Genomic DNA, 17,928 nt, shown 5'->3' on the forward strand with positions numbered 1-17,928 from the left:
TCCTCCCTGATTGTTGTCGTGGTTTAGAGCGCGGCGTCCATCTCGGCGAGGATGGCGCGGGCGGCTTCCTTCGGATCGGCCGCCTTGACGATCGGCCTTGCGACGACCAGATGGCTCGAGCCGGCCTTGATAGCAGCGGCCGGCGTCATCACGCGCTTCTGGTCGCCCTTGTCGCTGCCGGCTGGCCGGATGCCGGGGGTCACCAGCGCCATATCGGGCCCGATGATCTTGCGGACGGCGGCCGACTCCTCCGCCGAACAGACGATACCGCCCATGCCGGCGAGATGCGCCTGTTCGGCCCGGCGCAGCACCAGCGTATGCGGATCATATTCATATCCTGCGGCGATGAGATCGCCTTCGTCCATCGAGGTCAGCACGGTGACGCCGAGCAGGCAGAGGTCGGAGCCCTTGGCCGCTTCGACAGCCGCCTTCATGGCTTTCGGATACGCGTGCAGCGTCAGCATCGACATGCCCATCTTGACGATATTCTCCACGCCGGAGGCGACCGTATTGTCGATGTCGAGCAATTTCATATCGAGGAAGATCTTCTTGCCGCTGGCGGCAAGGTCGCGCGCGAATTCCAGGCCGCCGGCAAAGGCGAGCTGATAGCCGATCTTGTAATAGAGGATATCGTCGCCGAGGGCGCCGACCACTTTTTCGGCCTCCTGAAGGTTTGGAACATCCAGTCCAACGATCAAGCGGTCGCGTGCGGTCATCTCAGGCCCATCCCATCCAATCTTCCATGGGTGTCCAGTCGCATGAGACGGCGCGCTTCGCAAGATCGAAACAGAAAAGATTGCCGCCACCCGGCGGCTGATCACCCTGGCGCGCGATCGGCTTTCCCTCCAGATGACATTTCAGCAGCGTGCCGACGCCGCCATGGCCGACGAAGGCGATCGGCACGTTCGGATCGTGGCGCGCAAGAACGGTCTCGACATTGGAGACGATTCTCGCCTGCGCGTCGATGGCGCGCTCCCAGCCCTTGAAGCTTTCATGCGGGTGGGCGAAGAACCAGTCCGCTGCTTTCTCGAACTCCGGCGGCGCCAGAAAACCTGTGGCACTGCGATCGTTTTCATGCATGGCCTCGATGATCTCGATCGGCGCACCGCTTGCCGCCGCCAAAGCTTCGGCCGTTTCGATCGCCTTGCGTTCGCCGCTGGAGACGATCAGGCTCAGCTTGCTGGCCCAAGGCCGGCTCGCCGCCAGCCGCGCACGCTCGGCGCCAGTGTCGGACAAGCCCCATTGCGGCACCGGCACATTCGGGTCGATCCGCACCTGCGGGTGCGTGATATAGAGAGCGTACATGGATTTCTCAGCGATTGCCTCAGCCGCGGCTATAGACCCAGAGCTGGGCCGGCGGAATATTGCGGACGATGAAATCATAGTGGCGGATATGATAGCGGTCCGGCTTGGCGATAATAGGCGAAACCGGCCCGTAGGAAATCTGCACCACCGGCCGGCCGGGCGGAATGCGGTCCAGCAGGTTTTCCAAAAGCGCGACACGCGCCTTCATGGGAAAATTGAGCAGAGGAATGCCTGAGACGACGGAATCGAAGGTCTGGCCGCGCAGCACGCCAAGCGTCGTATCGAGATCAAAGGCGTCGCCATTGATGAAATGCACGCCGGGATAAAGTTTTACGAGGTGGTTGTAGAAATCGGTCGAATATTCGATGGCGACGAGGTTTTGCGGCTCGACGCCACGTGCCAGGATCGCCTTGGTGATGGCGCCAGTTCCCGGCCCGAGTTCCAGCACGGGCAGGCCCGATTGCGTGTTGATGACGCCAGCCATCTTGCGCGCCGTGATCGATGAGGTGGGAACGATCGATCCCACGGTCTTCGGCCCTTGCATCATGCCCTTGAAGAAACGGATCTCCTCGTCGAACTTCTTGCCCAACCGTTCCTTGAGACGCAGCGCCATGCTCTCCCCCACCAGATGTTACGATCGCGACTTACATACCGCTTCTCTAGGATCTTGCAATGCGATGACGTAAAAACAAGAGAAAATGTCGCAATTCACAAAGGATCAAATAAAAGCGCCCTTGCGTTGCATAAACGCATGAAAGGGCGCTTTGGTTTCGCAGAGCCGGATGATTTCAGGTCTGTTCGACCTGAAATCATCCGGCTCTTGAATCAAAAAAGTGGAGCATGATGTCGTCCGAAATCCCCTGACACTTTTCGGCATCATGCTCTACACGCGCATCGGCATCAGCACATAAAGCGCGTCGTCGCCGGCCGTGTCGCGGATGAGCGTCGGCGATCCGGCATCGGCCAGCAGGAACACGGCCGCGTCGCCGGAAAGCTGCGCGGTAATGTCGAGCAGGTATTTGGCGTTGAAGCCGATTTCCATCGGATCCATCTCGTAGCCGACGGCGACTTCTTCCGTCGCACTGCCCGAATCCGGGTTGTTGACGGTCAGCAGCAGCTGGCCGTCGGATAGCGCCAGCTTCACGGCGCGGCCACGCTCGGACGAAATGGTCGAGACGCGGTCGACGGCCTGGGCGAAGGTCTGGCAATCGACCCGCATTTCCTTGTCGTTGTTGGCCGGGATGACGCGCTGGTAATCGGGGAAGGTGCCGTCGATCAGTTTCGAGGTCATGACGATGGAGCCGATCGTCAGGCGGATCTTGGCGTCGGAGACTTCGACGGTGACGATCGCATCCGGCGTGTCCACGAGCTTCTGCAGCTCGCCGACTGTCTTGCGCGGGATGATGATGCCGGGCATGCCTTCGGAGCCCGAAGGGGCGCTGACATCGGCGCGAGCCAGGCGATGGCCGTCCGTGGCAACAGCCCTGAGCTTCAGGTCGCCGCCGCTCTCAATCGTGTGGAAGAAAATGCCGTTCAGGTAGTAACGAGTCTCTTCGGTGGAGATCGCAAACTGCGTCCGGTCGATCAGCATCTTCAGATCCGAAGCCTTCAGCTTGAACGAATGGCTGAAGCTGCCGGCGGTGAGATCCGGAAAGTCCGATTCCGGCAGGCATTGCAGCGAAAACTTCGAACGGCCGGAGGCGACCGTCATCGAGCTGCCGTCGGTGTTGGTGGCGAGAAGCACTTCCGAGCCGTCGGGAAGCTTGCGCACGATATCGTAGAGCAGATGCGCAGGAACCGTGGTGGCGCCGGCCTGTTCGACATTGGCGGGCGTCGCCTCGGTGATTTCGAGGTCGAGGTCGGTCGCCTTCATGTCGAGGTTCGTGCCATCGGCCTTGAGCAGCACGTTGGACAGGATCGGGATCGTGTTGCGACGCTCGACCACGCGATGCACGTGGTTCAGCGACTTCAGGAGGTTCGACCGCTCTATTGTAATACGCATGGATGCTACCGCTTTCGACCGTGACTAGCCGGGCGGCCCGAGGCGCCCGAGCGACATGTTTTCGGACAAGGCCCGAAAGATTGGACAGGCAACTTGGCAGACTTCTCCATCCGAATGCAAGAGGCATGGATCAATTGCCAGGCGTCAATTCGCCATTTCGTCGGCAATGCTCCACAGGAATTGCACCGCTCTTGCCGTCCGTGCGCGCCTCGCCCATAAAGGCTGCTTATCCCAAGTGAATTCAGGACCGGCATGAACGAAGAGCAATCAGGCGGCGGGACACGCAGTTTCCGCCTGCATAACAATCAGATCCCGGCCCGCCCCCTCGAACCGGCACTCTATCTGGTCGCGACGCCAATTGGCAATCTTGGCGACATTACCCTGCGGGCGCTGGAGACGCTGGCCGGTGCCGACGTGCTCGCCTGCGAGGATACGCGTGTGACGCGCGTCCTGCTTGATCGCTACGGCATCCAGAACAAGCCCTACGCCTATCACGAGCACAATGCCGACGAGGCCGGCCCGCGGCTGCTGCAGGCTTTGGAGGCCGGCCGCTCGGTGGCGCTCGTCTCCGATGCCGGTACGCCGCTCGTCTCCGATCCCGGCTATCGGCTGGCCGTGCAGGCGATCGAGGCGGGTTATAAGGTTGTGCCCATTCCAGGCGCCTCCGCGCCGCTGGCGGCCCTTGTCGGTTCCGGCCTGCCGAACGATGCCTTCTTCTTCGCCGGTTTCCTGCCCGCCAAGGACAAGGGCCGCCGCGACCGCCTGGCCGAGCTGGCAACCGTCCCCGCGACCCTCATCTTCTTTGAATCGCCGCATCGCATTGCCGCCACCCTTGCCGCCGCCGCCGATGTGCTTGGCGGTGAGCGCGCGGGCGCCGTCTGCCGCGAGCTGACGAAGACCTTCGAGGAATTCCGCCGCGGCACGTTGTCCGAACTCGCGTCGTTCTATGACGCCGTCGACAATGTGAAGGGCGAGATCGTCTGGCTCGTCGGCCCGCCGGCGGAGAGCGTTGCGGCGGAGGCCGATGTCGATGCCATTCTCGCCGATCTCTCAGGGACGATGCCGACCGCCAAGGCGGCAACCGAAGCCGCGCGTCTGACCGGCCTGCCGCGAAAGGAGCTTTATCAGCGCCTGCTGGATATGAAGGAGCGTCATGCCTGAGCCTAGGTTTGAGGTTGGCGAAAAGCTCAAACGGCAGAAGGCCTGGCGTCGCGGCCATATGGCCGAATATCTCGCCGCCGCCTTCCTGATGCTCAAGGGCTATCGCATCGTCGCCATCCGCCACCGCACCAAGCTCGGCGAAATCGATATCGTCGCCCGCAAGGGTGATCTCGCCATCTTCGTCGAGGTCAAGTCGCGGCGCGGCGCACAGGAGGCGATCGACGCGGTTTCCTTCTCCTCGCAAAACCGCATCCGTGCCGCGAGCGACCTATGGCTCGCCCGACAGCCGGATTTTGCCCGCCTATCGCAGCGCTATGACATCGTCGCCATGCTGCCCGGCCGCTGGCCGCAGCATTTTCCGGATGCGTTCTGAGCGCGGCGTTACAGGACCGTCATAAAATCAGCCTATTGCCGAGCGATCAACGCTCGCGATTTTCCCGCCGGCGCGCATCATCTCGTTTCGACAGGCCTTATCATGATCCGCAACATCGTTTCCGCCTTTACCGTTCCCTCGCAGGAGGAGCGCAGGGGCTTCGTTTCGCTTGAAAAAACCGCGGCCATTCATGCCGAGAAGCTTGCATCGCTCGCCTGCCTGAATGCGGTACGCATCGGCGGAGCGGACGCCAGGATCGAGGCTCTGTCCTTCCCCTTTACCGTCGCTGCCTGGAACCTCGAGCGTTGCCTGTTTCCAGAGGAAAGTGCGGCCAAGCTGCGGGAAACCGGCGCACCGCTGGTGCTGCTGTCGGAAATGGATCTGGGCATGGCCCGCACAGAACAGCGCGACCCGACGGCGATCATCGCCGGCGAACTCGGCATGAGCCATGCTTATGGCGTCGAGTTTCTGGAGTTGAGCCTCGGTTCGGAGATCGAACGTTCCTACTGCCGCGATGATTTCAACGAGAAGGGCTTTCACGGCAATGCCTTGATGGCCTCGGTCGCCCTGAAGGATGCTTTCTTGTTCCGCCTGCCGGGCGAGGCCGTCTGGTTCAACGACAGCAACGAGCAGCCGCGCATCGGCGATCGCTGTGCCGTCGGCGCCATCGCCGAGACCGAGGCGGGTCCGATGGTGGCGGTTTCCGTTCATCTCGAAAGTGTTGCGACCGCTGCCTATCGCGAAAAGCAGATGGCAGGGTTGATCGACGAGGTCGAGGCTTTCGCTCCCGGCCTGCCAATCCTGATCGGCGGCGATCTCAACACCGGCAACCATACCGGCGGCGATTTCTCTACCGATACGCTGTTCGCTATGGCCGAGGGCCGTGGTTTCGAGTGCCATGGCGGCCCGCTCGATCAGACCAGCACGCGACCGAGCCTGATCACCCGCTTTCCCGATCGCACCATGAAGCTAGACTGGTTCATCACCCGCGGCTTGAAGATCGGCGAAAGCCATCTTGTTTCCTCCCTTAACGGAGAAGGCAAGCCGCTCTCCGACCACGATATGGTCGTCTGCACGATCGAAGGTTTTTCCGCCTGATCGCTGCAATCGTTAAAATGCTCCGGGTTTCATGAACCGCGCCGTTACCGCTTCCATGCGATGAGGTCGCAGACGCGCATGGAATTGGGGGATTGCATGGTCTTGAAACTGATGTTGGCGAGCATGGCGGCTTTTGCCGCGCGTGCCGCCCCGGCCGTAGTCGCGCTGCCGCGGTCGAAAAGCTTCGTAGCTGGCGCCAGCAACGAAATGGAAATGAAGCCGTCGCCGATCGAACCCTCCTGGGTTTTGTCGGGTAATCCGGTCGCCCGCATCGCCGAGCATTCGCGCGGGCAGGACGATGCCGCGATGACGGCGCTGTGGGATTGCACCGCTGGCGAGTTCCGCTGGTATTTCGGCTGGGACGAAACGGTGATGATCCTTGAGGGTGAGGTGCATATCACTACGGAAGACGGCGTCGAGCGGACGCTCAGCGCCGGCGATGTCGCCTATTTCGCCGGCGGCACCTGGGCGACATGGCGCATCGATCGCTACCTGCGCAAGGTCGCCTTTCTGCGCAAGCCGTTCCCGAAGCCTCTGACCATGGCTTACCGCCTGCGCAACTTCGTCCGCCAGGGCGGCGCACAGGGTCTTGCCGCCTGAGTGCGGCAAGCCTGGTCGAGCAAACCTCCGGCGGAAGCCCTTGAATAGCCGTTGCGTTTGGATGCGGGCCGACCTACATCTGTGCGCAAATTCGAGCGAGGGCTGACTATGGCTGGTATCAAGAATGTTGCGGTCCAGATGGACCATGTGAAAAGCATCAACATTGCGGGTGACTCCACCTTCGCCATGAGCCTCGAGGCGCAGAACCGTGGCTACAAGCTCTTCCATTACACGCCAGAGCGGCTGAGCATGCGCGACGGCAGGATCTATGCCTCCGTCGAGCCGATGATCCTGCGCGACGTCAAGGGCGATCACTTCGAACTCGGCGAACCCGAGCGCGTCGATCTCTCGACGATGGACGTGGTGCTGCTGCGCCAGGACCCGCCCTTCGACATGGCCTATATCACCTCGACACATCTGCTCGAGCGCATCCATCCGAAGACGCTCGTCGTCAACGATCCGGCATGGGTGCGCAATTCGCCGGAAAAGATCTTCGTCACCGAATTCGCCGATCTCATGCCGAAGACGCTGATCACCCGCGATCCGGCTGAAATCCGCCGTTTCCGCGATGAAATGGGCGATATCATCCTGAAGCCGCTCTACGGCAATGGCGGCGCCGGTGTGTTCCACTCGACCCGCGACGACCGCAATCTCTCGTCCCTGCTGGAAATGTTCGGCCAGCTCTTCCGCGAGCCCTTCATTGCCCAGCAATATCTGCCCGACGTGCGCAAGGGCGACAAGCGCATCATCCTCGTCGATGGCGAGGCCGTCGGCGCGATCAACCGCGTGCCGGCCGAGCACGACGCCCGCTCCAACATGCATGTCGGCGGTCGCGCCGAAGCGACCGAGCTGACAGCGCGCGAGAAGGAAATCTGCAAGCGCATCGGACCGGCCCTGAAGGAGCGCGGTTTCCTGCTCGTCGGCATCGACGTCATCGGCGACTATATGACCGAGATCAACGTGACGTCGCCGACCGGCCTCCGCGAAGTCAAGCGCTTCGGTGGCGCCGATATCGCCAGCCTGCTCTGGGATGCGATCGAAGCCAAGCGATCCTGACCGGCAGTTCCCGCCACGCTTTCAGCTGAATGATCTATTTACCCCCGCATGTCGATAATTTCGACATGCGGCGTGAAATTTTTGTTCGTTTATTGTTCTTGTTTCATTCCTTGTCTTGTGCCAGATTGCAACCCGAAGTTTGCTGATCGGGGCACGTAACGGCAAACGGGTTCGGCGACAGGGGATAGGGCATGGTAGCGCGCGTCAGTACGGTGGCGTTTCAGGGGATCGAAGGCGTACCCGTCGAAGTGCAGGTGATGATCGCGCCGGGCAAGGTGCTGATGCACATCGTCGGCCTTCCGGACAAGGCGGTGGCCGAGAGCCGGGAGCGGGTTCAGGCGGCGCTGCACGCCTCCGGCCTTGCCCTGCCGCCGAAGAAAGTCACGGTCAATCTCGCGCCGGCGGACCTGCCCAAGGAGGGCAGCCACTTCGATCTTGCCATCGCGCTTGGGCTGATGGCGGCGCTCGGCGCGATCCCCGCTGATGCCCTGTCGTCCTACACCGTTATCGGCGAACTCAATCTGGATGGCACGATTGCGCCCGTTGCCGGCGCGCTTCCCGCCGCGATCGCCGCCAATGCCATGGGCAGAGGGCTGATCTGCCCGGCCGAAAGCGGCCCCGAAGCCGCCTGGGCCGGCAAGGAGATCGATATTCTGGCGCCGCGTAGTTTGATCGCGCTCGCCAATCATTTCCGTGGCACACAGGTCCTGTCACGGCCGGAACCGTCAGTCCGCGCCAATGCCGCCAACCTGCCCGACCTCGCCGATATCAAGGGGCAGGAAAGCGCCAAGCGCGCCCTGGAAGTGGCGGCCGGCGGCCATAATCTGCTTTTCGTCGGGCCTCCCGGCTCCGGCAAGTCGATGCTCGCCTCGCGCCTGCCGTCGATCCTGCCGCCCTTGTCGACGAATGAACTGCTGGAAGTGTCGATGATCCATTCGATCGCCGGTCAGCTTTCCGGCGGCAAGCTCTCGGACCGGCGGCCTTATCGCGCGCCGCATCATTCCGCCACTATGGCGGCGCTCGTCGGTGGCGGCTTTCGCGCTCGGCCAGGCGAAGTGTCGCTCGCCCATCACGGCATTCTGTTCCTTGACGAACTACCGGAGTTTTCGCCGCAGGCGCTCGATGCGCTGCGCCAGCCGCTGGAAACCGGCGAATGCGTCATCGCCAGAGCAAACCACCGTGTCTCCTATCCGGCCGGCATTCAGCTGGTGGCGGCGATGAACCCGTGTCGTTGCGGCATGGCCGGCGAGCCGGGGCATACCTGCGCCCGTGGGCCGCGTTGCGCTTCCGATTATCAAGGCCGCATTTCCGGCCCCTTGCTCGATCGTATCGATATCCGCATCGACGTGCCGGCGGTCTCCGCCGCCGACCTCATCCGGCCGACAGCCTCGGAAAGCAGTGCTGATGTCGCGCTCCGCGTTGCACGCGCCCGCGAACGGCAGCGGGAACGCTTCGAACGAGCCGGCATGAAGGACGTCGCCACCAACGCCCGCTGCTCGACCGCGATGATCGAAACCATCGCCGAGCCGGACGCCGCGGGGCTGCAATTGCTGCGCGACGCGGCCGAGAAGATGAAATTCTCCGCCCGTGGCTATCATCGCATTCTCAAGGTGGCGCGTACCCTTGCCGATCTCGATGACAAGCCGACCGTCGGACGCATCCATCTTGCCGAAGCCATCTCTTACCGGATTGCCGGCGAGCGACTGACCGCGCATGCCTGACAATTCGAGACTCTGCAGCACCCGATCGCCTCCAGCCTGCTCAAATAAAAAGGGGCGCCGCAACACCCCTTTCTCAATCAATTACTGCCGTTAACTCAGCCGCCAAGTCCTTCGAACAGCGCCGTCGAGAGATAACGCTCGGCGAAGGACGGGATGATGACCACGATGGTCTTGCCTTCGTTTTCGGGACGCTGGCCGATCTTGATCGCGGCCGTCAATGCTGCACCCGAAGAAATACCGACTGGCACGCCTTCGAGCTTGGCGACGAGCCGCGCCTGCTGGAACGCCTCGTCATTGCTGACGGTGACCACCTCGTCATAGACATGAGTGTCGAGGATCTTCGGCGCGAAGCCGGCGCCGATGCCCTGGATCTTGTGCGGGCCGGGATTGCCGCCGGAGAGAACAGGCGAATCCGTCGGCTCGACAGCGATGACCTTGATGTCGGGCTTGCGGGCTTTCAGAACTTGGCCGACGCCGGTGATCGTGCCGCCAGTGCCGATGCCGGCAACGAAGATATCGACCTTGCCTTCGGTATCGTTCCAGATTTCCTCGGCTGTCGTCTTGCGATGGATTTCCGGATTGGCGGGATTTTCGAACTGCTGCGGAATGATCGCATCCGGCAGGCTCGAGGCCAGCTCCTCCGCCTTGGCGATCGCACCCTTCATGCCCTTCGGTCCCTCGGTCAGCACCAGTTCGGCGCCGAGCAGCGCCAGCATCTTGCGGCGCTCGATCGACATGGTTTCCGGCATGGTGAGGATAAGGCGATAACCCTTGGCGGCGGCGGCGAAGGCGAGCGCGATGCCGGTATTGCCCGAGGTCGGCTCGATCAGCACGGTCCTGCCGGGAGCAATCTTGCCCTGCGATTCCAGGCTCTCGATCATGGCGACACCGATGCGGTCCTTCACGGACGCGATCGGATTGAAGAACTCGAGCTTTGCCAGGAGGTTGGCCTTGACGCCCTTCTCCTTCGCCAGCTTGTCGAGGCGGACGATCGGCGTGTCACCAATGGTCTCGGTGATTGAGGTATAGACGCGGCCTCGACCGGGTTTGCGGGTGTCGGACATGGGTAGCTCTCCCTACGTTTGAATTATGCGGTGACAATAGGATCAAACGCCTGCGGACACCAGAGTGCGCGCCCTTTGTGCCGCATCGGCCGTGAGAAAAGAATCTCCGGGAACCTTTCTCCGGGGATGTTTATTTCACGCGGCACGTGCCGCGATGAAGGCGGCCGTAGCGGCGAGGATGCTGGCCGCGACCCGGTTCAGGATCTGCAGCGCCCTCGGCTTCTTGAGGAAGGTGCGCGCCCGCGACGCCAGCAGCATATAGGGCACGAGAACGATCAGAAGGACGACGAAGGTCGCCGCCACCAGCGTCGCATATTCGCGCAGCCCGATGCTGCCGATATCGATCAGGGTCGGCACCAGCGCGACATAGAAAAGCATGGTCTTGGGGTTGCCGAGCGTGACAAGCAGGCCGGAGAGGAAGGACATGCCGGCGCTGTTCGATTTCTTCGCGGCAACGTCGGTTGCAAGCAGGCCCGCTGTCCAGAGCTTCCAGGCGATATAGCCGAGATAAAGCGCACCGGCGATCTTGATGAGGATGAAGACCTCGGTGAAAGTCTGCGCGACAAAGGCAAGCCCGAGAACGACCGCCGTCAGGTAGATGGTGTCGCCGAGCACAAGGCCGAGGCCCATGAAGAAGGTCTCGCGAAAGCCGGAGCCGAGGGCGCGCGCCACGATTGCCGTGATGCCCGGGCCGGGAATGGCCGCCGCGACGAAGAGCGCGCCGCAATAGGCGAGCAGGGATGCGAGCGTCATGGCCATTTCCTCCTCAGATGGTGCCTGCTCTATCGCACCACCTTTGCGTTTTCAAGCGATTGCGCTGATGCTGCGAACATATTACCAAGGCGTTGACGACGCGTCGAAACCGCTCTGCCCAAGGATATCATGTCTTCCGCATTGCTCCTGATCGATCTTCAGAATTCCATCCTGACCGGCCTCGGCACGCCGGAGCGTCAGCCTGATATCGATGCTGCGCTGGAGGCTGTTATCGCCAAGCTCGCGGCGCTGAAGCACAGCGCCCGCGCCGCCGGCATTCCCGCCTTCATCGTCCAGCATGACGGCACCCCAGGGCATCGCCTGGCGAAACGCGGCGAAGGCTGGCAATTGCGCCGGGAAATCGCCCCTGAAGCCGGCGATGTCGTGGTGCACAAGACGAGCTGCGATTCCTTCTTCGAGACGGATCTGGAGGTGCGGCTCAAGGGCCGTGGCGTCACCCATCTCATCGTCGGCGGCTGCATGACCCAATTCTGCGTCGATACGACCGTGCGGCGCGCCGTTTCGCTCGGCTTCGACGTCTCACTGATATCGGACGGTCACATGACGGCGGATATGGGCAAACTGAGCTTCGAAGAGATTGTCACCCACCACAATATGCTGCTTGACGGCTTCGATGCCGGGCCGCATGAAATCAAGCTGGTCGCATCCACCGACATCTCCTTCTGAAGCCCTCTCTCCGCCGGAGCCTCCATGCCGCATCTGACCAGTATCATCACCTTTGCCCTGATCGCCGTCGGAATGGTGGTGACGCCAGGGCCGAACATGATTTATCTGGTGTCGCGATCGATCTCGCAGGGGCCGGCGGCGGGACTGATTTCGCTTGGCGGCGTGGCGCTCGGCTTCGTCTTCTATATGCTTTCGGCTGCGCTCGGCATCACGGCCTTCCTGTTCGCCGTGCCCTTTGCGTATGACGCGCTGCGTCTCGTCGGTGCGGCCTATCTCGCTTGGCTCGCCTGGAATGCCTTGAAGCCGGGGGTCGGTCCGCCTTTCAGGTCCGCGATCTCCCAAAAGATGGGCCGCGCAAACTCTTCGCTATGGGTCTGGTGACCAGTCTGCTGAACCCGAAGGTCGCGGTCCTCTATCTTTCGCTGCTGCCGCAGTTCATTGATCCCGCTAACGGCAGCGTCTTCAGCCAATCCGTCATTTTCGGCTTTACCCATATTGCTGTCAGCCTCACGCTCAATTCCATCTTTGCGCTGACGGCCGGCTCCGTCGCGCTGTTCTTCTCAAGCCGCCCGTCCTTCATGCTGGTGCAGCGCTGGCTGATGGGCACGGTGCTGGCCGGGCTCGCCGTACGAATGGCTTTCGAGGCGCAGCGCTGATGCGAGCCGTCATCACCGGTCTTTTGACGCTCGCCTCGCTCGCAAGCCTGGCGCCGCTCGCTTTGGCGGCAGAGAAGGGAACGCAGACGATCGTCTTCATGCGCCATGGCGAAAAGCCGGAAGCAGGTCTCGGCCAGCTGAGCTGCCAAGGTCTTAACCGGTCGCTTGCCCTGCCGCCGGTGCTCAGCAAGCTCTTCGGCAAGCCTGCCGCGATCTTTGCGCCGGATCCGTCGAAGCGGAAGGCGGATTCAGGCATCTCCTACGACTATATCCGTCCGCTCGCCACCATCGAGCCGACTGCCGTTGCGTTCGGGCTGCCTGTTGATACCAGCTTCGGCTATGAGGACATCGATGATCTGAAAGCCGAGCTGAAGAAGCCAGTCTATGCCGGCAAGCTCATCTTCGTCGCCTGGGAGCATAAGCAGATCGTCGATCTCGCCCGCCAGCTGATGAGCGAGAATGGTGGCGATGAAAAAGCGGTGCCGAAATGGCATGGCAAGGATTTCGACAGCCTCTATGTGCTGCGCATCGGCGGCAAGGCTGGATCAGGCGCGACCTTCGAGAAGATGGCTGAGGGGCTCGATGGCCAACCGCAGAATTGCCCGCAGCCGGCTAAGTAAACCTGGAACACCGGCCACATGAGCAGGTGATCATTCGGCGGCGCCTTTGGAAAGATGGTGATTTCTATTCCAGGGCAGGGGGATCGTCCATCCCAGATTCATGCCGGCGGCAGCCGCGAGGATGATGATCGCGCCGATGACCTGGGCTGCGCCGAGCACGTGGCCGAAGGCGAAGCGATCGACCACGATGGCGGCGATCGGATAGATGAAGGATAACGCGCCGGTCAGATGCGTCGGCAGCTTCTGGATGGCGCCGTAAAGCAGCACATACATCAACCCGGTATGGACGACGCCCATGGTGACGAGGATCGACCAGCCGCCGACATCCTGGGGTGCGGCCGAGAAATTGGTGAAGGGCGCCAGCATCAGGATGCCGGTCGAAACCTGGATGAGAGCGATCAGGTGCGGCGGCGTGCCCTTCAACCATTTGGCGGCGATGGCTGTCAGCGCATAGAAGAAGGCCGCGCCCAGCGAAAGCAGGATGCCGATCGTATAACTACCGGTGCCGGCTCCCTCGCTCGGCTTGCCTTCGACGATCACAGCCATGCCGGCAAAGGCGAGAGCCAGCCAGAAGAGCTTGGTGAAGGTGATCCGCTCGCCGAGGAACAGCGCGCCGAGCCCCAGCAGCATGAAGGGCTGCGTATTGTAGACGGTCGTGGCAATGGAAATGGAGGCGTGTGAATAGGCGGCGAACAGCAGCAGCCAGTTGAGGACGATGGCAATCCCGCCACCGACGGCGATGGAAAATGTCTTGAGATTGACGATGCCGGGGCGGAGCAGGCCCATGGCAGCGCAGATGACGAGCAGTGTCAGCGCGCCGAAGAAACAGCGCCAGAAGACGACCCCGCTCACCGCCTGTCCGGACATCAGCACGAACCAGCCGATCGTCCCTGAAATCAGCATGGCTGCCGTCATTTCCACTGTGCCGCGTTTTATCTCGTTCATCACCTTGGCTCCCATCTATCGGAGCCAATCATATTGCGACGGGAGCATGGATAATATAGATTTATTTAGGCAAGGAAATCTCATCACCTAATTAAGTAAGGCTATATCATGAGCGTCCCTAACGCTTCCCTCAATCTCGACGAGATCGATCAGCGAATGCTCGAGGCATTGGCGCGCAATGCCCGGATATCCTTGAAAGAGCTGGCGGAAGTAGCCGGCCTGTCGTCGCCGAGCGCGGCGGAGCGGCTGCGGCGGCTGGAGGAGCGGGGCATCATCTCGGCCTTCACCGTCGATATCGCGCCGGAGGCGATCGGCTATCCGCTACAGGCGATCGTCCGCGTCCGGCCTTTGCCCGGTCAGCTCCATGTCGTCGAACGGATCATCCAGGAGACGCCGGAATTCATCGAATGCGACAAGGTCACCGGCGACGATTGCTTTATCGGAAGGCTTGTGGTGCGCTCCATGGGCGAACTCGATGGCATACTGGACAAGATCACCGAGCGCGCGGAAACCAACACCTCGATGATCAAGGCGACACCGGTCAAGCGCCGGCTGCCGCCGCTTTCCCGCTAAATTCTTGCGTCAAACGCCGGTCGAGCCGAAACCGCCTGCGCCGCGCGTGGTTTCGCTGATCTCCGCAATCTCGGCGATACGCACTTGCATGACTGGCGCTATGACCATCTGCGCGATGCGCATGCCGCGGGTGATCTCGAACGGATCCTCGCTGAGGTTGGCCAGCAGCACCTTCACTTCGCCGCGATAGTCGCTATCGATGGTACCGGGAGAGTTCAGGCAGGTAATCCCATGCTTGAAGGCAAGCCCGGAACGGGGGCGGATCTGCGCCTCGAAACCTTCGGGAACTTCGAAAATAAAGCCCGTTGGAACGAGAACCCGATTCCACGGCGCGATCGTCAGCGTCGCACCGTCGTCGATGGCGGCGCGCAGGTCCATACCGGCCGCGCCCTTGGTTTCGTAGGCCGGCAGTTCCAGGCCCTCGCCATGCGGCAGGCGGATGAGGTTCAGGGTCGGAGTAATATCGGTGTGAATGGTCATGCGGCAATAGTTTGCGCTCGAAAGCCGGAGGTCAATTGCATTTAGGACTTTGAGTCGCTAGATACGGCGCCAATTCACAGGATTCACAAGCATGGCCGAAAGTCTCGCCGAGGCGGTCTCCCGCCGCCGCACATTTGCTATTATCGCTCACCCGGACGCGGGCAAGACGACGCTCACCGAAAAGCTGCTGCTGTTCGGCGGCGCCATCCAGCTCGCCGGTGAGGTCAAGGCGAAGAAGGATCGCATGCAGACGCGCTCCGACTGGATGAAGATCGAGCGCGAGCGCGGCATCTCGGTCGTCACCTCCGTCATGACCTTCGAGTATGAAGGCAACGTCTTCAACATCCTCGACACACCCGGCCACGAAGACTTCGCCGACGATACCTATCGCACGCTGACGGCCGTCGATGCCGCCGTCATGGTCATCGACGCCGCCAAGGGTATTGAGCCGCGGACGCTGAAACTGTTCGAAGTCTGCCGCATGCGCGACATCCCGATCATCACCTTCATCAACAAGATGGACCGCGAAAGTCGCGATCCTTTCGAAATCCTCGATGAGGTCGAAGAGAAGCTGGCGCTCGATACGGCGCCGGTCACCTGGCCGATCGGTCGCTCCAAGACGTTCTGCGGCTCTTATCATCTGGCTGACAATACGGTTCGCGGTTCCGATACCGAGGTCGAGGCGACGAAGGTGAACGGCCCGCAGGCGGTCGCCGACCGGTTGCCGGAAAACGAGCGCCAAGCCTTTATCGACGAAACGGAACTGGCGATCGAAGCCTGCCGCCCCTTCGACCGGGACTCCTTCCTGGAAGGTCATATGACGCCGGTCTTCTTCGGCTCGGCGCTGCGCAATTTCGGCGTTCGCGATCTCATCAATGCGCTCGGTGCATTCGCGCCGCCGCCGCGCGATCAGGTCGCCGACATCAGGACGGTGCACGCGACCGACGACAAGATGACGGCCTTTGTCTTCAAGATCCAGGCCAACATGGACCCGAACCACCGCGACCGCATCGCTTTTGCGCGCATCTGCTCCGGCAAGCTGGAGCGCGGCATGAAGGCGCGGTTGTCGCGCACCGGCAAGCAGCTCGGTCTCACCGCGCCGCAATTCTTCTTCGCCTCGCAGCGCCAGCTCGCCGATACCGCCTATGCCGGCGATGTCGTCGGCATTCCGAACCACGGCACGCTGCGCATCGGCGATACGTTGACGGAAGGCGAATCGCTGGTCTTCCAGGGCGTACCGAACTTCTCTCCGGAAATCCTGCGCCGCGTGCGCCTTGAGGATGCCATGAAGGCAAAGAAGCTCAAGGAAGCCCTGCAGCAGATGGCCGAAGAAGGCGTCGTGCAGCTGTTCTCGCCCGAAGATGGCTCGCCCGCCATCGTCGGCGTCGTCGGCGCTCTGCAGCTCGACGTGCTGAAGGAGCGGCTGATGGCCGAATACGGCCTGCCGGTTTCCTTCGAAATGTCGCGCTTCTCCGTCTGCCGCTGGATCTCGGCCGATCAATCCGCCGACCTCGAAAAGTTCGTGACCGCACGCCGCGGCGACATCGCCCGCGATCTCGATGGAGACCCGGTCTTCCTGGCGCAGGACGGTTTCTCGCTGCGCTACGAGGCAGAACGTTACCCGGCTATCAAGATGGCCGCGATCAAGGAATATCACGCCGTCAAGGCGGCGTGATCGGTTCGGATGCGTTTCGTTTTGGAATAGTGCCTTCGCGATGTTCCATCCGATATAGCGCTATGCCATAGTGCCGCCCGATGATCTCCTTGATCGGAACAGGCATTTTCATGATGAAATTTCTTGCGGTTCTTGCTCTGGCGTTCGTCGGCCTGATGCCGGTCGCAGCCGAGGCGCGAATCATTACCGATGCGGCCGGACGCACGGTGTCGGTGCCGGACAAGATCAACCGTATTTTGGTGGCCGGGCCACCCGCCGCCGCACTGGTCTATGTGCTGGCGCCGGAAAAACTGGTGGGTTGGGTCCATGCGCCCGATGATGCCGCCAAGGCCTATCTGATGCCGTCCGTGCGATCGCTGCCGACAGTTGGCCGTTTGACGGGCAAGGATGGAACCATCAGCTCGCAGACGGTCGTGGACGCCAAGCCCGATATCATCCTCGATGCCGGCACGGTCGATCCCACCTACAAGGCGTTGGCAGACAAGGTGCAGAGCGAGACGGGCATTCCCTATATCCTCATCGACGGCAGCTTTGCCCGCACAGCCGATACGCTTCGCGACGTCGGCGCCCTGATCGGCGTCGAGGGTCGCGCCAACAAGCTGGCCGATTATGCCGATGCCGAGATCAAGGATCTGAACGAGAAGCTTGCGACATTGCCCAACGATCCGCGCCCGCGCGTCTATTATGGTCGCGGCGCCGATGGGCTGGAGACAGGCCTTTCCGGCTCGATCAATCTGGAAATCCTCGATGCCGTCGGCACGATGAATGTTGCCGCCGCCGCCGGCAAGGGCGGCCTTGCCAAGGTGACCGTGCAGCAGGTCGTCAGCTGGAACCCGGATATCATCATTGCCGAGAGCCCCGCTTTCGCCGCTTCGGTGAAGAGCGATCCGCAATGGGCTGGGATCAAAGCAGTCAAGGACGGCAAGATCTTCGTGCCGCCCTCCTTGCCCTTCGGCTGGTTCGATTCCCCGCCCGGCGTCAATCGGCTGCTCGGCGTGCGCTGGATGGAGAAGCTCATTTATCCGAAGCTCTTCCGCAGCGATTTTTCCGATGATGTGAAGCAATTCTACCAGCTGTTCTATCAGGTCGATCTGACCAATGATCAGTTGGCAGCGCTATTGAAGGGCATGAAGTAAGCTCTGTAGTCGAGGAGGCATTC

At 61.7% G+C, this 17,928-nt stretch carries 19 protein-coding genes and 1 pseudogene; 12 read left to right on the forward strand and 8 right to left on the reverse strand.

Annotated elements, in window-relative coordinates:
- Positions 1–23: 23 nt before the first annotated feature.
- The 4 genes from pyrF to dnaN all read right to left on the reverse strand — a co-directional run bounded on the left by pyrF (position 24) and on the right by dnaN (position 3,307).
- Entirely contained in the window at positions 24–716 is a 693-nt protein-coding gene (gene pyrF / locus DQ393_RS20630; protein WP_095433732.1) for an orotidine-5'-phosphate decarboxylase, read from the reverse strand.
- A gap of 1 nt (position 717) precedes the next feature.
- Entirely contained in the window at positions 718–1,305 is a 588-nt protein-coding gene (locus tag DQ393_RS20635; RefSeq protein ID WP_112343586.1) for a histidine phosphatase family protein, read from the reverse strand.
- Positions 1,306–1,324: 19 nt separating this feature from the next.
- Positions 1,325–1,918 carry a phospholipid N-methyltransferase PmtA gene (pmtA, locus tag DQ393_RS20640; protein WP_112343587.1) on the reverse strand — a complete coding sequence of 198 codons (594 nt, stop codon included), beginning with the start codon at positions 1,916–1,918 and terminating at the stop codon, positions 1,325–1,327.
- A 270-nt stretch (positions 1,919–2,188) separates the two neighbouring features.
- Complete coding sequence (gene dnaN / locus DQ393_RS20645) at positions 2,189–3,307, reverse strand: DNA polymerase III subunit beta (RefSeq protein ID WP_112343588.1); 1,119 nt, start codon at positions 3,305–3,307, stop codon at positions 2,189–2,191.
- A gap of 252 nt (positions 3,308–3,559) precedes the next feature.
- On the opposite strand from dnaN, the gene rsmI reads away from it, so the two are divergent.
- The 6 genes from rsmI to DQ393_RS20675 all read left to right on the forward strand — a co-directional run bounded on the left by rsmI (position 3,560) and on the right by DQ393_RS20675 (position 9,316).
- Positions 3,560–4,468 carry a 16S rRNA (cytidine(1402)-2'-O)-methyltransferase gene (gene rsmI, locus DQ393_RS20650; RefSeq protein WP_112343589.1) on the forward strand — a complete coding sequence of 303 codons (909 nt, stop codon included), beginning with the start codon at positions 3,560–3,562 and terminating at the stop codon, positions 4,466–4,468.
- The gene (locus tag DQ393_RS20655; protein ID WP_112343590.1) at positions 4,461–4,841 is read left to right on the forward strand and encodes a YraN family protein; all 381 of its coding nucleotides are present in this window, start codon (positions 4,461–4,463) and stop codon (positions 4,839–4,841) included. Before rsmI ends, DQ393_RS20655 begins: the two co-directional genes overlap by 8 nt.
- Positions 4,842–4,943: 102 nt before the next feature.
- Entirely contained in the window at positions 4,944–5,939 is a 996-nt protein-coding gene (locus DQ393_RS20660; protein WP_112343591.1) for an endonuclease/exonuclease/phosphatase family protein, read from the forward strand.
- 96 nt (positions 5,940–6,035) lie between these two features.
- Positions 6,036–6,539, forward strand: a complete 504-nt coding sequence (locus DQ393_RS20665; RefSeq protein WP_181592396.1) for a cupin domain-containing protein — start codon at positions 6,036–6,038, stop codon at positions 6,537–6,539.
- 108 nt (positions 6,540–6,647) lie between these two features.
- The gene (gene gshB / locus DQ393_RS20670; protein WP_112343592.1) at positions 6,648–7,595 is read left to right on the forward strand and encodes a glutathione synthase; all 948 of its coding nucleotides are present in this window, start codon (positions 6,648–6,650) and stop codon (positions 7,593–7,595) included.
- 191 nt (positions 7,596–7,786) lie between these two features.
- Entirely contained in the window at positions 7,787–9,316 is a 1,530-nt protein-coding gene (locus DQ393_RS20675; RefSeq protein WP_112343593.1) for a YifB family Mg chelatase-like AAA ATPase, read from the forward strand.
- 95 nt (positions 9,317–9,411) lie between these two features.
- On the opposite strand, the gene cysK is transcribed toward DQ393_RS20675, so the two are convergent.
- Positions 9,412–10,380, reverse strand: a complete 969-nt coding sequence (cysK, locus tag DQ393_RS20680; protein ID WP_112343594.1) for a cysteine synthase A — start codon at positions 10,378–10,380, stop codon at positions 9,412–9,414.
- Between the two features lie 135 nt (positions 10,381–10,515).
- The gene (locus DQ393_RS20685) at positions 10,516–11,133 is read right to left on the reverse strand and encodes a LysE family translocator (RefSeq protein WP_112343595.1); all 618 of its coding nucleotides are present in this window, start codon (positions 11,131–11,133) and stop codon (positions 10,516–10,518) included.
- Between the two features lie 129 nt (positions 11,134–11,262).
- Between DQ393_RS20685 and DQ393_RS20690 the strand changes: the two genes are divergently transcribed.
- From DQ393_RS20690 to DQ393_RS20700, 3 genes and pseudogenes are all read left to right on the forward strand, one after another.
- Positions 11,263–11,820, forward strand: coding sequence for a cysteine hydrolase family protein (locus tag DQ393_RS20690; protein ID WP_112343596.1), 558 nt, complete (start codon positions 11,263–11,265; stop codon positions 11,818–11,820).
- Between the two features lie 24 nt (positions 11,821–11,844).
- Positions 11,845–12,476: pseudogene (locus DQ393_RS20695) on the forward strand (LysE family translocator).
- Positions 12,476–13,096 (forward strand): hypothetical protein, encoded by a 621-nt coding sequence (locus tag DQ393_RS20700; protein WP_112343597.1) that lies wholly within the window; start codon positions 12,476–12,478, stop codon positions 13,094–13,096. Before DQ393_RS20695 ends, DQ393_RS20700 begins: the two are co-directional and overlap by 1 nt.
- A 30-nt stretch (positions 13,097–13,126) precedes the next feature.
- On the opposite strand, the gene DQ393_RS20705 is transcribed toward DQ393_RS20700, so the two are convergent.
- Positions 13,127–14,041, reverse strand: coding sequence for a DMT family transporter (locus DQ393_RS20705; RefSeq protein WP_112343836.1), 915 nt, complete (start codon positions 14,039–14,041; stop codon positions 13,127–13,129).
- A 108-nt stretch (positions 14,042–14,149) separates the two neighbouring features.
- On the opposite strand from DQ393_RS20705, the gene DQ393_RS20710 reads away from it, so the two are divergent.
- Positions 14,150–14,614 (forward strand): Lrp/AsnC family transcriptional regulator, encoded by a 465-nt coding sequence (locus tag DQ393_RS20710; RefSeq protein ID WP_112343598.1) that lies wholly within the window; start codon positions 14,150–14,152, stop codon positions 14,612–14,614.
- 9 nt (positions 14,615–14,623) lie between these two features.
- Here DQ393_RS20710 and dut read toward each other — a convergent pair whose 3' ends face one another.
- Positions 14,624–15,094, reverse strand: coding sequence for a dUTP diphosphatase (gene dut, locus DQ393_RS20715; protein WP_112343599.1), 471 nt, complete (start codon positions 15,092–15,094; stop codon positions 14,624–14,626).
- Positions 15,095–15,185: 91 nt separating this feature from the next.
- Between dut and DQ393_RS20720 the strand changes: the two genes are divergently transcribed.
- Together DQ393_RS20720 and DQ393_RS20725 are read left to right on the forward strand one after the other, a co-directional pair.
- Positions 15,186–16,769 carry a peptide chain release factor 3 gene (locus DQ393_RS20720; RefSeq protein ID WP_112343600.1) on the forward strand — a complete coding sequence of 528 codons (1,584 nt, stop codon included), beginning with the start codon at positions 15,186–15,188 and terminating at the stop codon, positions 16,767–16,769.
- Between the two features lie 110 nt (positions 16,770–16,879).
- Positions 16,880–17,905 carry an iron ABC transporter substrate-binding protein gene (locus DQ393_RS20725; RefSeq protein WP_112343837.1) on the forward strand — a complete coding sequence of 342 codons (1,026 nt, stop codon included), beginning with the start codon at positions 16,880–16,882 and terminating at the stop codon, positions 17,903–17,905.
- Positions 17,906–17,928: the final 23 nt, after the last annotated feature.

It is taken from the genome of Martinezella tropici, from assembly GCF_003287875.1.
Classification (GTDB): Bacteria; Pseudomonadota; Alphaproteobacteria; order Rhizobiales; family Rhizobiaceae; genus Rhizobium; species Rhizobium tropici_C.